The organism is Brevibacterium sp. CFH 10365 (assembly GCF_009299785.1).
GTDB classification, from domain to species: Bacteria; Actinomycetota; Actinomycetes; order Actinomycetales; family Brevibacteriaceae; genus Brevibacterium; species Brevibacterium limosum.
The window spans coordinates 94,371-108,891 of record NZ_VIGO01000002.1 but is presented as its reverse complement, the minus strand read 5'-3'; the positions used below and the strand labels follow the sequence as shown (position 1 = coordinate 108,891).

10 protein-coding genes and 1 tRNA gene are annotated in these 14,521 nt (G+C 65.3%); 3 read left to right on the top strand and 8 right to left on the bottom strand.

What is annotated here, in order from left to right:
* Positions 1-88: 88 nt before the first annotated feature.
* Genes uvrB through rpsA form a run of 4 tightly spaced genes read right to left on the bottom strand, consistent with a single transcriptional unit; the run spans position 89 to position 6,819 of the window.
* The gene (gene uvrB / locus FHG09_RS03725) at positions 89-2,221 is read right to left on the bottom strand and encodes an excinuclease ABC subunit UvrB (protein ID WP_152346369.1); all 2,133 of its coding nucleotides are present in this window, start codon (positions 2,219-2,221) and stop codon (positions 89-91) included.
* Positions 2,222-2,279: 58 nt separating this feature from the next.
* Positions 2,280-3,455 (bottom strand): dephospho-CoA kinase, encoded by a 1,176-nt coding sequence (gene coaE, locus FHG09_RS03720; RefSeq protein WP_152346368.1) that lies wholly within the window; start codon positions 3,453-3,455, stop codon positions 2,280-2,282.
* 9 nt (positions 3,456-3,464) lie between these two features.
* Positions 3,465-5,288: a hypothetical protein gene (locus FHG09_RS03715; RefSeq protein ID WP_227492530.1), complete on the bottom strand. Its 1,824-nt coding sequence runs from the start codon at positions 5,286-5,288 to the stop codon at positions 3,465-3,467.
* 46 nt (positions 5,289-5,334) lie between these two features.
* Entirely contained in the window at positions 5,335-6,819 is a 1,485-nt protein-coding gene (gene rpsA, locus FHG09_RS03710; RefSeq protein ID WP_152346367.1) for a 30S ribosomal protein S1, read from the bottom strand.
* A 206-nt stretch (positions 6,820-7,025) separates the two neighbouring features.
* Here rpsA and FHG09_RS03705 point away from each other — a divergent pair, with 206 nt between their 5' ends.
* Positions 7,026-7,865 carry a class I SAM-dependent methyltransferase gene (locus FHG09_RS03705; protein WP_152346366.1) on the top strand — a complete coding sequence of 280 codons (840 nt, stop codon included), beginning with the start codon at positions 7,026-7,028 and terminating at the stop codon, positions 7,863-7,865.
* Between the two features lie 133 nt (positions 7,866-7,998).
* On the opposite strand, the gene polA is transcribed toward FHG09_RS03705, so the two are convergent.
* Complete coding sequence (gene polA / locus FHG09_RS03700; RefSeq protein ID WP_152346365.1) at positions 7,999-10,662, bottom strand: DNA polymerase I; 2,664 nt, start codon at positions 10,660-10,662, stop codon at positions 7,999-8,001.
* A gap of 42 nt (positions 10,663-10,704) precedes the next feature.
* On the opposite strand from polA, the gene FHG09_RS03695 reads away from it, so the two are divergent.
* Positions 10,705-11,166: a PaaI family thioesterase gene (locus FHG09_RS03695; protein WP_152346364.1), complete on the top strand. Its 462-nt coding sequence runs from the start codon at positions 10,705-10,707 to the stop codon at positions 11,164-11,166.
* Positions 11,167-11,305: 139 nt separating this feature from the next.
* On the opposite strand, the gene FHG09_RS03690 is transcribed toward FHG09_RS03695, so the two are convergent.
* Positions 11,306-11,926: an ANTAR domain-containing response regulator gene (locus tag FHG09_RS03690; RefSeq protein WP_373284070.1), complete on the bottom strand. Its 621-nt coding sequence runs from the start codon at positions 11,924-11,926 to the stop codon at positions 11,306-11,308.
* A gap of 236 nt (positions 11,927-12,162) precedes the next feature.
* Between FHG09_RS03690 and FHG09_RS03685 the strand changes: the two genes are divergently transcribed.
* Positions 12,163-12,244, top strand: a tRNA-Leu gene (locus tag FHG09_RS03685).
* Positions 12,245-12,449: 205 nt separating this feature from the next.
* Here FHG09_RS03685 and FHG09_RS03680 read toward each other — a convergent pair.
* Together FHG09_RS03680 and FHG09_RS03675 are read right to left on the bottom strand one after the other, a co-directional pair.
* On the bottom strand, positions 12,450-13,031 hold the full coding sequence (locus FHG09_RS03680) for a GNAT family N-acetyltransferase (protein ID WP_152346363.1): 582 nt from the start codon (positions 13,029-13,031) through the stop codon (positions 12,450-12,452).
* Entirely contained in the window at positions 12,994-14,445 is a 1,452-nt protein-coding gene (locus FHG09_RS03675) for a dicarboxylate/amino acid:cation symporter (protein ID WP_152346362.1), read from the bottom strand. The genes FHG09_RS03680 and FHG09_RS03675 overlap by 38 nt, the downstream gene beginning before the upstream one ends.
* Positions 14,446-14,521 lie beyond the last annotated feature (76 nt).

Below are 14,521 nucleotides of genomic sequence, written 5' to 3'. Positions count from 1 at the left end.
GGTGACGACCGCGGATGGACGGGATACTCCCTTTCGCCAGCACACCAGTATAAACACGCGAACATCACTCGCGCGTCACAGGTGAGGTTCAGGCGTGCCCGGCCTCCTTCATCTGGCGCAGCTCCTGCTTGAGGTCGGAGAGCTCATCGCGCAGACGCGCGGCGAGTTCGAACTGCAGCTCCGCGGCAGCCGTGTGCATCTGCGAGGTCAGCGATTCGATGAGCTCGGTGAGGTCGGCTGCCGGCGGACGCAGCGACCCGGGCTTGCCGGCGGCTTCCCTCTGCTCGTCGGTCAGCGTCGAATTGTAACCGCGTCTGCCCTTGCCGTAGTCGAATTCGGTGAGCAGCTCGCGTGTGTCCTCGTCCTCACGCTGCAGACGTTCGGTGATGTCCGCGATCCTCTTGACCAGCGGGGCCGGGTCGATTCCGTGCTCTTCGTTGTAGGCGATCTGGATGGCACGTCTGCGGTCGGTCTCGTCGATGGCGGTGCGCATCGAATCCGTGATCGTATCGGCGTACATGTGCACTTGGCCGTTGAGGTTTCGAGCGGCACGACCGATCGTCTGGATGAGCGAGGTCGACGACCGGAGGAATCCTTCCTTGTCGGCGTCGAGGATCGCGACGAGGGAGACTTCGGGAAGGTCGAGGCCCTCACGCAGGAGGTTGATGCCGACGAGCACATCGAATTCGCCGGCGCGCAGCTCTGTGAGCAGCTCCACACGTCGCAGGGTGTCGACGTCGGAGTGGAGGTACTGGACGCGGATATCGTGTTCGAGCAGATAGTCGGTGAGATCTTCGGCCATCTTCTTCGTCAGCGTCGTCACGAGGACACGTTCGTTCGCGTCGACGCGGGTCTTGATCTCGTCGAGCAGGTCGTCGATCTGACCCTTCGTCGGTTTGACCTTGATCTCGGGATCGACGAGACCGGTCGGACGGATGATCTGCTGGACGTAGCCCTCGGCGTTGCCGAGTTCGAAGCTGCCGGGCGTGGCGGACAGGTACACGCTCTGTCCCACCCGCTCCCGGAACTCATCGAACTTCAGCGGCCGGTTGTCCATGGCACTGGGCAGGCGGAAACCGTGTTCGACGAGGGTGCGCTTGCGCGACATATCGCCTTCGTACATGCCGCCGATCTGCGGGACGGTGACATGGGATTCGTCGACGACGAGGAGGAAGTCCTCGGGGAAGTAGTCGAGCAGACAGTTCGGTGCCGAACCGGGTTCGCGACCGTCGATATGCCGGGAGTAGTTCTCGATGCCGGAGGTGAAGCCCATCGACTCCATCATCTCGAGGTCATAGGTCGTGCGCATCTTCAGCCGCTGGGCTTCGAGCAGTTTGTTCTGCGACTCGAACTCGCTCAGCCGCTTCTGCAGCTCCTCCTCGATGCCGCTGATCGCGGTGGCCATCCGGTTCTCACCGGCGACGTAGTGGCTGGCCGGGAACACGTGGATGGTGTCCTCGTCGCGGACGATCTCGCCCGTCAGCGGGTGAAGGGTCTGCAGCGATTCGATCTCGTCTCCGAAGAATTCGATCCGCAGCGCCAGCTCCTCGTACTGCGGGATGATCTCGACGGTGTCCCCGCGGACGCGGAAGGTGCCGCGGGTGAAGGCCATATCGTTGCGGGCGTACTGCATCGACACGAAGCGTTTGAGCAGTTCGTCCCGGTCGCATTCGTCTCCCTTGTGGAGGGTGACCATCCGGTCGACGTACTCTTCCGGCGTGCCGAGACCGTAGATGCACGACACCGTCGAAACCACCACGACATCGCGCCTGGTCAGCAGCGAGTTCGTGGCCGAATGCCGGAGCCGCTCGACCTCATCGTTGATCGACGAGTCCTTCTCGATGAACGTGTCCGTCTGCGGCACATAGGCTTCGGGCTGGTAGTAGTCGTAGTAGGAGACGAAGTACTCGACTGCGTTGTTGGGCAGCAGCTGTCGGAACTCGTTGGCCAGCTGCGCTGCGAGTGTCTTGTTCGGCGCCATGATCAGGGTGGGCCTCTGCACCTGCTCGATCAGCCACGCCGTCGTCGCCGATTTGCCCGTACCGGTGGCACCGAGGAGGACGATGTCCCGCTCCCCCGCGTCGAGCCGGTCGGAGATCTCTCTGATCGCCGTCGGCTGGTCACCGGAGGGCGAGTACTCGGAGACGACCTCGAAGGGCGCCACTTCCCGGGTGACGTCGGGGCGGTGGCCGATCGCTGGCAGGGGGCGTTCTGAGCTCATAGTCCAACCCTAGCCCCCGCCCCTGACATTGGGCACTGTGCTCCGGATGATCTCGGATTCAGCGGAAGCTGTCGGGCACCAGTCGGCGACGCATCTCCAGGAAGCAGTGTTCCTTCGACTCCTTGTAGGTCCGGATGATCTCCGAGTCGGTTCCGCCCAGCTCCTGTGCCCGTGTCATGAGTTCGCGCTTGACGCGGAGATACTCATCGCGCTCGGCGACCTCGGCCGTGAGCAGTTCCCGGAATGCGCGGGCGAAGCGCGCACCGACGGAATCCGCCGTCCGCACATGCAGGTTGACGGCCCGGCCGGGGTCCGTGTTCGCGTGGAACCATTTTCCTTCGGCCGCACCCTCGCCGAGGTGGTCGCTCATCTCTGTGCCCGGATAGCCGAGTTCGGCCAGGCGAGGGGCCAGCACTCGGGCGGTGTCGAGATCGGGGACGAGGAGCTGGAGATCGATGACGTCCTTGGCGGGCAGACCCGGCACCGAGGTGGATCCGATGTGTTCGACGGCGAACTCCTCGCCCGTGCCGTATCGCAGCTTCGCGATCACTCTCTGTGCGTCACCGGCCCAGTCCGCGTCCGCGGGGTCGACGAGGTCGAGGCTCGCCTTCGGGGCCCGCTGTTCGGCCGCAAGGTTGGCGGCGAAGGGCCGGATCCGCGATTCGATGAGCGAACTGACCGCGGCTGTCGTCTCCTCGACCGGGCCGGAGTTGTCGACGACGACGTCGCAGGCTGCCCGGCGGGTCTCGTCATCGGCCTGGCGGGAGATCCGTGCGGCGGCGTCATCGCGGTCCATTCCGCGGGAGTCCATGAGTCGTCGCAGCCGCACCTCGGCGGGAACGTCGACGAGCAGGTTGAGGTGGTAGGCGGGAGTCATGGAGTTCTCGACGAGCAGCGGCACATCGTGGACGACGATCTCGGCATCGGCGTGCCGGGCGAAGTGTTCGGCCGTGCGGTCGCGGATCGCCGGATGCATGAGTCCGTTGAGCTGCGCGGTGTGTTCTGCGTCGACGAAGGCGGCCGAGGCCAGGGCCGGTCGGTCGAGCGAACCGTCGGCGTGCAGCACCTGCGGTCCGAAGGCTTCGGACAGCCTCTCCAGCAGCGGCTGTCCTGGTGCGACGACCTCGCGGGCGATCTGGTCGGCGTCGACGAGCACTGCCCCGTGGTCGACGAGCATCGCGGACACCGTTGACTTTCCGGCACCGATTCCGCCGGTGAGACCGATTCTCAGCATGGGTTCATCCTACTGATCGAGGCGGTAGACTCGCACTCCCTCGTCGGCGAAGATCGGATCGCCGACGGCAGTGTCGAGGAATTCCTCGTATACGCCGTCGCCTCCGGGCAGGAGCGGGGCCTCGGGGGCGAGGACGATGAAGTCGACCCCGGAGTCCCGCAGCTCGGCGACCGCCGCGCCGACTTCCTGGCTCTCCGCGTCCGGCATGGGCTCCCCGTCGAACACGGACCCGTGCAGCAGTTCGTCGAGGACGTCCTCGGGGGCGGAATAGATCACCGGCGACTGCGGGCTGGAGCCGATGAAGTAGCCGCCGGTCTCTCGGTAGCGGAATCCGCTGACCGATTGCCACACCATGGCTTCGTCGGCGTGGGGTTCTGCCCAGGCCAGGGGGCGGGGGAAGGTCTTGACGACGGATCCGGCGGGAACCACCTCGGCGATGGATTCGGAGAAGAAGCCGGGAACGGTCACCTCGTGGGCGGTCTGCGGGGCAGGGACGACGGTGACGGCGGCGAGGACGAGCAGGATGATCAGGGACCGGGCGCCACGCGACTTCAAGCGGGTCGATGCCCATTGGAGGCCGATGCCGAGCACGGCGAACAGCGCGATCGTCGAGTGGAGGACGAGGCGCATGGGCAGGATGTTGTTGAGGACGGGGACGGCTTCGATGAGGGCGAACGGACCGGTTTCAAGGACGACACGACCGCCGAAAAGGATCGGGGAGCCCAGTGCCAGCAGGAACACGAGGAGGCCGGTTCCGGCGGCGATGCGCAGCGGCACCGCGTGTGCGGACCGGTGTGCGAGTCCGACGACGATGAGGACTGCCGCCAGCAGTGCGGGCGCACCGATGTACGCCCCGAGTTCGGCGGGGTCGATGTCCATGATTCGGGGCAGCGGGGAGACTCCGGAGCTCAGCCAGGCCGGAGCCGCGGGCAGGATCGGGTCGAGCAGGTCGGTGTTCCACACCCCGTGCGGGCGGATGGCGCCCTGTGGGGCGTTCGGACCGGCCATGGTCACCAGCAGCGGGACGGCGCACAGCAGAGCGATGAGCCCGGCAATGGCAGAGCCGAGGCCGAGAGTCAGCCAGGAACGGGCGCGGTAGAGGCGGCGGCCGAAGACGGCGAGGCTCGCCAGGAAGCACAGGGCGGCGAGGAATGTGCCGGCCAGGACTTCGGTGGACACGTAGAACTGGAAGCCGAGGAGGAGCCCGAAACCCCCTCCGAGCAGCCAGAGGCGGCGGCCGCGAACACAGGAGCGGCCGTGCTCCGCCTGTCTCCGCCCGAGGTCGAGGAGGGCGAGGATCGCCCAAGCAGTCAGCGGCGGGGTGACAATGTATGCCAGGTTCGGGTGGCCGCCGAGCTGGGCGATGACATAGCTGGAGAAGCCGACTCCGGCCGCGGCGATGAACGCGGGCAGACGGTCGAGGAAACGGCGGAAGAGCACCGCTGTGGCCAGGCTGCCCAGCACCGGGAAGGCGAGCACGAGCAGGTTGTAGCTCACGATGGGACCGGCCACCCAGGTCACGGGTGCGAGCAGGATCGCGAAGCCGGCCAGCGAGGTGTTCCAAGCGCCGTTGACTCCCCCGCCGAGGGCGTTCATCGACTCCGTGTACAGCAGACCGCCGGTCTCCCCCGGTCCGAACCCGAGAGCGCCGGCGAGCACCTGTGCGCCGTGTCCGAGCCACCAGATGAACAGGGAGGTGTCGTCGTTCGAGGCGACGACGCTGCCGCCGGGGTCTGCGGCGACGGAGCCGAAGATGGTCAGACTGCCGACGCACAGCAGCAGCGAGTACCACAGCCAGGGACGCAGGCGCGAGCGATATGTGGGGGCATACACAAAGGGCTCCCGATCTTCCGACCGGGAGCCCAAAGGGTAGCTGCTGTCAGCTGCCTGCAAGCTTCTCACGCAGAGCTGCGAGAGCTTCGTCGCTGGCCAGGGTGCCCTCGTCGTTCGCCTCTTCGGAGGAGAACGATCCGGTGGCCGGAGCGGCATCGGCAGAACCGACGGCATCGGCTGCGGAAGCCTCTGCGTCCGCTGCGATGGCCTTGGCGACCTGCTTCTTGTGCTCTTCCCAGCGTTCCTGAGCGGCGGCGTACTGCTGCTCCCAGGTCTCGCGCTGAGCCTCGTAGCCCTCGACCCATTCGTTGGTCTCGGGGTCGAAGCCCTCAGGGTACTTGTAGTTGCCGTCCTCGTCGTACTCCTGCGGCATGCCGTAGAGAGCGGGGTCGAGGAACTCTTCGGCCTCGGGGTCGACGCCCTCGTTCGCCTGCTTCAGCGACAGCGAGATGCGGCGGCGTTCGAGGTCGATGTCGATGACCTTGACGTAGATGGTCTCCTCGACCGAGACGACCTGCTCGGGCAGATCCACGTGGCGCACGGCCAGCTCGGAGATGTGGACGAGGCCTTCGATGCCGTCTTCGACGCGCACGAATGCACCGAACGGAACGAGCTTGGTGACCTTGCCCGGCACGATCTGTCCGATGACGTGCGTGCGAGCGAAGTGCTGCCACGGATCTTCCTGAGTGGCCTTGAGCGACAGCGAGACGCGCTCACGGTCCATGTCGACGTCGAGGACCTCGACGGTGACCTCGTCGCCCACGGTGACGACCTCACCCGGGTGATCGATGTGCTTCCAGGACAGTTCGGAGACGTGGACGAGTCCGTCGACACCACCGAGGTCGACGAACGCACCGAAGTTGACGATGGAGGACACGACACCAGGACGGACCTGGCCCTTCTGCAGGGTCTGCAGGAAGTCGTGACGGACGGCCGACTGGGTCTGCTCAAGCCAGGCACGGCGCGACAGGACCACGTTGTTGCGGTTCTTGTCGAGCTCGATGATCTTGGCTTCGACCTGCTGGCCGATGTAAGGGGCGAGGTCGCGGACGCGGCGCATCTCGACCAGGGACGCGGGCAGGAAGCCGCGCAGTCCGATGTCGACGATCAGGCCGCCCTTGACGACCTCGATGACGGTGCCGGTGACGACGCCGTCGTCTTCCTTGATCTTCTCGATGTCGCCCCAGGCACGCTCGTACTGAGCCCGCTTCTTGGACAGCATGAGACGGCCCTCTTTGTCTTCCTTCTGAAGAACGAGGGCTTCGATCTCGTCCCCGACCTCGACGACTTCGCCGGGATCGACATCGTGCTTGATGGAAAGCTCACGTGCGAGGATGACGCCTTCCGTCTTGTATCCGATGTCGACGAGGACTTCGTCACGGTCGACCTTGACGACTTCGCCCTCAACGATGTCGCCATCGTTGAAGTACTTGATGGTCTCATCGACGGCGGCGAGGAAATCCTCAGCGGTTCCGATGTCGTTGACAGCGACCTGCTTCGGCTGCACCGATTCCGGCGTGGTGGTGGTCATATAGGTAGGGACTCCGATGGAATATTGGTCCAGATCCGGTACCCTGGCGGCAGGTCGTGAATGTTGCCGCAAGAACCGAATCCGGTCTCGATTGCGAATTTGGACTTGTATGCACAGGCGCATACGGTTGTCAATGCTAGCACCTTCTTGGGCGTGAATGCACGCCGAAGAGTCGAATCATCACCACCTGGGGCCACGGAGGAACCATGAGCGAAGGAACTGACGGAGCCGAGGTCATCAGCGGTGGCTATCTCCCGATCGACGAAGAGGCTTCTGTCCGGGCCAATCGTAGCTACTGGGACAACTCGGCCGAGGAGTATCTGGCCGAGCACGGCACGTTCCTCGGCGCGTCGGATTTCATCTGGTGTCCGGAAGGAATTCACGAATCCGACGTGCGCCTCCTCGGCGATGTCGCCAGGAAGCAGGTGCTCGAGGTCGGCTGCGGTGCCGGTCAGTGCTCCCGGTGGCTGGCCGAGCAGGGAGCGATCACCACGGGCGTCGATGTCTCGGCCGGAATGCTCGAGCAGGCTTCGCGTCTGCAGCGCGAACATCCCCTGAGCGCCGAGGCGACTCCCCCGACGTTCCTCCTCGCCGATGCCCGGCAGCTGCCGTTCGCGTCGAACAGCTTCGACGGCGCGTTCTCCTCCTATGGCGCCCTGCCCTTCGTCAAGGACGCGGAGGTCGTCTTCGCCGAGGTGGCCCGGGTGCTGCGCAGCGGCGGACAGTGGATCTTCTCGACGACTCACCCGATGCGGTGGATGTTCCCCGATGTTCCGGGTGAAGCCGGGCTGACCGTCGAGTATTCGTATTTCGATCGCACCCCGTACGTCGAGCTGTCCTCGGACGGGCAGCCCGTCTACGCCGAACATCACCGGACGATGAGCGACTGGGTGCGACTGCTGGTCGAGGCAGGCTTCACGATCGATTCGGTGACCGAACCCGAATGGCCCGAGGAGAATCGGACCGCCTGGGGCGGCTGGTCGCCGCTGCGCGGAGCGCTCATGCCCGGCACCGTGATCTTCTCCACCACCCTGAACAAGGACTGACTCGCCCGAGCGCGAGGCGAGCTCACGCAGCGCGAAACGAGCTCAGGTCACGCGAAACTCGAAAAAGTCGTCTCCGGCGGCGACTTTTTCGAGTTTCGCGTGACTTGAGGCATCAAGTGGCGAGCTGCTCAGCTCAGTGGGCGGCGGCGTGCCAGGAACGGCCGGTGCCGACGTTGACGTCCAGCGGCACATCGAGTTCGAACGCCGAGCCCATCTCCTCCGTGACGACCGTCTTCACCTCGTCGATCTCATCGGGGCGAACGTCGACGACGATCTCGTCATGGACCTGCAGCAGCATCGGTGACCGCAGATCCTCCAGCCGCGAGGCGACCTTGAGCATGGCGATCTTCATGATGTCGGCGGCCGAACCCTGGATCGGCGCGTTGAGTGCGGCGCGCTCGGCCATGTCCCGCAGCTGACGGCGGTCGCTGTGCAGCGCCGGCAGATAACGACGACGACCCATGATGGTCTCCGTGAACCCCTTGGCGCGAGCCTGCTCGACGATGTCGTCGAGGTAGTCCTTGACGGCTCCGAAGCGTTCGAAGTACTGCTCCATCAGCGCCTTGGCCTCGTCGACGCCGATCGCCAGCTGCCGAGAGAGCCCATAGGCGGAGAGGCCGTAGACCAGCCCGTAGGACATCGCCTTGACCTTCGAACGCATCTCGGAGTCCACTTCGTCGATGCCGACTCCGAAGACCTTCGAACCGACATAGGAGTGGAGGTCCTCGCCCTCCTTGAACGCCTGGATGAGTGCGGCGTCACCGGACAGGTGGGCCATGATCCGCATTTCGATCTGCGAATAGTCCGCGGTGAGCAGGGTCCCGTCAGCCACCTCGGGATCGGCGATGAAGATATTGCGGATGCGGCGTCCCGACTCGGTCCGCACCGGGATGTTCTGCAGGTTCGGGTCGAGCGACGAGAGCCGGCCGGTGGCGGCCACTGTCTGCTGGTAGGTGGTGTGGATGCGCCCATCGTCGGCGACAGAACCCCGCAGACCGACGACGGTCTGTTTGAGCTTCGTCGAATCCCGGTAGGCCAGCAGATGCTGGAGGAAGGGATGTTCGGTCTTGACGAACAGCTCTGCCAAGGCGTCCGCGTCGGTCGTGTAACCGGTCTTCGTCCGCTTGGTCTTGGGCATATCGAGCTCGTCGAAGAGCACGGCCTGCAGCTGCTTGGGCGAACCGAGGTTCACCTCGTGGCCGATCGCGTCGTAGGCCTCCTGAGCGCTGGCTTCGGCCTGTTTCGTGAATTCGCCGATGAGGTTCGACAGGCCGTCCTCGTCGACGGCGATCCCGGTGGCTTCCATCCGCGCGAGCACGGGCACGAGCGGCAGTTCGATGTCGCGGTAGACCTGAGTCATGTTCGCGTCGTCGACCGCCTTGGCCAGCACATCATGGACTTCGAGCAGAGCGGCGGCCCGCTGACCGTGTGTGGTCACCGCGCTGTCCGAATCGAGGTCGAGGGCGAGCTGCCCGGAATCGGATTCGGGTTCGCTGAGGTCGATTCCGGCGCGGTCGGCGGCGATCTGCCCGAGTTCGTAGGAGCGGGCATCGGGGACGAGGAGGTAGGCGGCGAGAGCCGTGTCCCCGGCGATATCGGTCACCGACAGTCCCATCGACGCCCAGGCTTTGAGCTGCAGCTTCGAGCTGTGGAGGATGAGCGGATGTCCGCCCAGTGCGGAACCGAGATTGCTGACGGACGTCTGCCCCGCCTCGGCGAGGTCGACGACCCAGGCCTGACCTGGTTCGGCGGAGACGGCGAGGATCCGGGCCTGACCGTGGCCGAGCTCGAAGGACGCATCGGAATCGAGTGCCAGCACATCGTGGTCGGTGATCCTGGTCAGCAGAGTGTCGATGTCGACGGTCTCGATGGCCGTCTCCCGCGCCGGCACCGGTTCGGAATCGGCACCGGCTTCGGGGAAGATCGCGGCCAGGCGTCTGCCGAGAGCCTGGAACTCGAGCTGGTCGAACAGGCTCGACAGTTCCGCCGGGTCGCCGTCGCCCCAGGTCAGGTCGTCGAACTTCAACCCCAGATCGACGTCGTCGAGGAGGCGGTTGAGTCGATAGTTCCGCTCCACCTCGGCGATATGGTCGCGCAGCTTCTCCCCGACCTTGCCGCCGATCTTGTCGGCGTTCTCGATTACACCGGGCAGGTCACCGTGGGCGGTCAGCCATTTCGCGGCGGTCTTGTCGCCGACTCCGGGCACGCCGGGCAGGTTGTCGGCCTTCTCACCGACGAGCGCGGCCAGTCCGCGGTAGTTCGCAGGGCTCACCCCGTACTTCTCTTCGACCGCGGCCGGAGTCATCCGATTGAGATCGCTGACTCCGCGTTTGGGGTAGAGGATCGTCACCAGGTCGGAGGCGAGCTGGAACGAGTCCTTGTCACCGCTCATCACCTCGACTGCGGAGCCGGCCTCGGTGCCCATCTTCGCCATGGTGGCCAGGGCGTCGTCGGCTTCGAAGCCCTCCTTCGTCACGACCCTGATGCCCATCGCCGTGACGATGTCCTTGATGAGGTCGATCTGCGGGTGGAACTCGGGCGGAGTCTTCGCCCGGCCCGCCTTGTACTCGGGGTAGTCCTCGAGGCGGAAGGTCTGCCGTCCGAGGTCGAAGGCCACGGCCACATGGCTGGGCTCTTCGTCGCGGAGGACGTTGATGAGCATGGAGATGAAGCCGTAGATGGCGTTCGTCGTCTGGCCGGTGCTGGTGGAGAAGTTCTCCACCGGCAGGGCGTGGAAGGCCCGGTACGCCAGGGAGTGTCCGTCGATGAGCAGGAGGGATTCGTTTGAGTGACTCACATGGCATAGCCTATCGTTCGAAGCTGACTTGAAGGAGAACCGATGCTGCGTCCCGACGTGTCCCTGACCGCTCACACCACACCTGAGGAGATCGACACGCTGCTCGAGCAGCTGCGCTCGCCGGGCTCCGGGGGTGAGTTGGCCGAGAGGATGGGAATCGAGTTCGTCGGACTCGCCCCCGATCATGTCGTCGCCACGGCTCCGGTCATCGGCAATCGGCAGCCGATGGGTCTCTTCCACGGAGGCGGCCACGTCGTTCTCGCCGAGTCGCTGGCTTCGATGCATTCCTATCTGCTCTCCGGAGGCAAGAACGTCGTCGGCGTCGACCTCAACGCCACTCATCTGCGTGCCGCCCGTGACGGTGTGGTCACCGGTCGCGCCGAGGTGCTCCATCAGGGACGCACGATCGTCTCCCACGAGGTGAAGATGACCGACGAGGCGGGGCGGCTGCTCTCGATCGTGCGGATCACGAACATGATTTTGGGAACCAAGCCGAAGGGCTGAGGGCCGAGGTTCAGGCACCTGACCGCGTCGGATCAGCGACAGCGGCGAACCGCAGCGAGCAGAGGGCCGGCGAATCCATCTCGGATTCGCCGGCCCTCTCTCAGGTTCCGGGTCCGGACCTGCTCGGTCCGGGAGGTCGTTACTTCTTCGTGCCGATCTGCTTGAGCACGGTCTCAGCGACCTCACGCATCGTCAGGCGACGGTCCATCGAGGTCTTCTGGATCCAGCGGAAGGCTTCGGGCTCGCTCAGACCCATGGAGGTCTGCAGCAGGCTCTTCGCGCGCTCGACGAGCTTGCGGGTCTCGAAGCGTTCGGTGAGATCGGAGATCTCGGACTCGAGCGAGCTGATCTCGGCATGCCGCGAGAGGGCGATCTCCAGGGCCGGGATGAGGTCGGCCGAGGTGAACGGCTTGACGACATAGGCCATGGCACCGGCGTCGCGGGCACGCTCGACGAGCTCCTTCTGCGAGAAGGCGGTGAGCAGCACGACCGGGGCGATGCGGGCGCGGGCGATGCGCTCGGCCGCGGAGATTCCGTCGAGGATGGGCATCTTGATGTCCATGACGACAAGGTCCGGGCGCAGCTCCTCGGCCAGGCGGATGGCGGATTCGCCGTCCGCGGCCTCACCGACGACGTCGTAGCCGACCTCGCGGAGCATTTCTACGATATCGAGACGAATCACGGCCTCGTCTTCGGCCACGACTACGCGGCGGACCGGCACGGACTCATCTGAAGTTGATTCTTCGCTGTTTGAAAGCACGTCACCAGTCTAGACCAGGCGCTCAGCGTCGTGGCCAGCGGACCCGCAAGTTTCTTCTGTGAGGGTGGCCACCACCGGTGACGACGGCCACCGACGGGCGCTGTCGATGATCCGGGAGCGGGCCCCGGTCGGGCACAAGGACTGGTCGCGGGCCGGCGTCGATTGTGCAATCCGTTCGCGCGCACAGTAGAATCGACCCCGTCGCGCAGACGGCCCCTCGCGCCTGCTCGTGACGCGCCGGATTGGCGGAATCGGTAGACGCGGTGCACTCAAAATGCATTGTCGAAAGACGTGCGGGTTCGAGTCCCGCATCCGGTACGGACGAAGGCACTGTCGACTGTGATGTCGACAGTGCCTTCTTGCATCCCCTGGGACCAATGGGCGAATGACTCCAGGGTTATGCGCATCGACCCGGTGTGCATCGACCCGGTGTGCCAGCACCCGCGGGTTCAAAGTTCATACGCACTGATCAAGATCACCACATATGAATTCTGAAGCCGCTCAAACACACCATTCGGCCGATTCAGCGGCGGAGGTCCAGAGAGTACAGGAGCGTATCGAAGCGCTTCCGACCGACCGCCACGAAGTCCGGCAGCCGACCGTATCGGGTGAAGCCCAGGGACTCGTAGAGGCCGATGGCCGCCGCATTGTCACCGCGCAGATCGAGGGTGATGACCTCGGTGCCGTGACGACGCGCCGCCCGGATGAGCGCCTCCATCAGTCCTTTCCCCACGCCTCGGCCCTGAGCCTCCGGGGCGACCGCGACCTTTTCGATGTCGACATGGGGTCGGAAGGTGGGCCGGGAGTACCGGGTCCAGTACGCGAAGCCGGTGATCTCGTCGCCGCGGCGAGCAATAGCTGCAGCCGATTCCCCGGTACCTGCGCCAGCGGCCAGGCGCTCGACGAGTTCTTCGATCTCGGCGGTCACGGGGGCCGTGACCCAGCCGAGGGCCGCGCCTGCGTCGACGAGGCGGCCGAGCAGCGATGCCACCTGCTGGACATCGTGCTCGGCCAGCCCCTCGGCGGGGACGAGTTCGACACCGGCCCTCGACGGTGCGTCAGGGAGGTCAGTCGCGCTGGGCTCCGCTGACGGCCTCTCCGGCATTCGCTTGTGCGGGTTCCGAAGAGATCGCGTCTGCGGGTGCGGGTTCTCGGGATCCGGCATCCTCGGTGCGGGTCTCGTCGACATCTGCCTCCTCCGCGAGCGGAACGTAGCCGTTGACGCGCGGCGCATCAAAGCGTTCGACGTCCAGGATCTCATGCCGTTTGGCCACGATGGCCGGGACGAGCGCCTGACCGGAGACGTTGAGCGCGGTGCGGCCCATGTCGACGATCGGCTCGATGGCCAGCAGCAGACCCACACCCTCGAGCGGCAGGCCCAGGGTCGACAGGGTCAGGGTGAGCATCACGGTCGCACCGGTCGTGCCGGCCGTGGCGGCCGAACCGATGACGGCGACGAAGATGATGAGCAGGTACTGGATGAGGGAGAGATCGATGCCGAAGAACTGTGCGACGAACACCGCTGCGATCGCCGGGTAGATCGCAGCGCAGCCGTCCATCTTCGTCGTCGCACCGAAGGGCACGGCGAAGGCGGCGTAGGAGTGGGGCACTCCGAAGTTGTCAGTGGCGACCTTCTGCGTCACGGGCATGGTGCCGATCGAGGACCGGGAGACGAAGCCCATCTGGGTGGCCGGCCAGACGCCGGAGAAGTACTGGCGCACGGACAGTCCGTTGGCTCGGGCCAGGGCCGGGTAGACGATGAAGAACACGATCGCGAGCCCGATGTAGACGGCGACGACGAACCACAGCAGCGATCCCATCGTGGACCAGCCGTAGGAATTCACGGCGTTGCCGATGAGGCCGAGCGTGCCGATCGGGGCAATGCGCACGATCCACCAGACGACCTTCTGGACTACGGCCAGAGCCGCTTCGGTGAACTGGAGGAACGGTTCTGCGGCCTTGCCGACCTTGACCGCTGCGATGCCGATGGCTCCGGAGACGATGATGAGCTGGAGGATGTTGAAGTTGACCTCGGAGGTCAGGCCTCCGGCCTCATCCGGTGAGGTGGCGACCTCGAGTCCGAGGAAGTTCACCGGGACCAGTCCGGTGAGGAAGCCGAGCCAGCTGCCCTGAGAATCGGGCGCACCGGCGCTGAGCGAAGCGGCGTCGGCATGGGCGCCGGGCTGCATGACGACGCCGATGATGAGTCCGAGGACGACAGCGATGAGGGCGGTGAGGGCGAACCACAGCAGGGTCGACATGGCGAGCCTGGCGGCATTGGTGACCTTGCGCAGGTTGCCGATGCTCGCGATGATCGCGGTGATGACCAGCGGTACGACTGCGGCCTTGAGCAGGGTGACGTACGACGAGCCGATGGTGTCCAGGGTCTGGCCGAGCCAGTTGTCCGTGGTGTCGCTGACCGGTCCCCATGATCGGGCGATGAGCCCGAGGATGACACCGGCGATGAGTGCGATGGTCACCTGCACTCCGAAGGACTTGCTCCAGGCGGGCAGTCTCATTGTTTTCCTCTCCTAGCGGGACCTCCCCTGAGATCCGCAGGGAGGATTGAGCAACAGAGAGCACAACTGTTGAGCA

Coding starts and splice junctions, on each gene's coding strand:
- FHG09_RS03675 (WP_152346362.1), bottom strand. CDS start 14,445: ATGAGACTGCCCGCCTGGAGCAAGTCCTTCGGAGTGCAGGTGACCATC.
- FHG09_RS03680 (WP_152346363.1), bottom strand. CDS start 13,031: ATGCCGGAGAGGCCGTCAGCGGAGCCCAGCGCGACTGACCTCCCTGAC.
- FHG09_RS03705 (WP_152346366.1), top strand. CDS start 7,026: ATGAGCGAAGGAACTGACGGAGCCGAGGTCATCAGCGGTGGCTATCTC.
- coaE (WP_152346368.1), bottom strand. CDS start 3,455: ATGCTGAGAATCGGTCTCACCGGCGGAATCGGTGCCGGAAAGTCAACG.
- rpsA (WP_152346367.1), bottom strand. CDS start 6,819: ATGACCACCACCACGCCGGAATCGGTGCAGCCGAAGCAGGTCGCTGTC.
- FHG09_RS03695 (WP_152346364.1), top strand. CDS start 10,705: ATGCTGCGTCCCGACGTGTCCCTGACCGCTCACACCACACCTGAGGAG.
- uvrB (WP_152346369.1), bottom strand. CDS start 2,221: ATGAGCTCAGAACGCCCCCTGCCAGCGATCGGCCACCGCCCCGACGTC.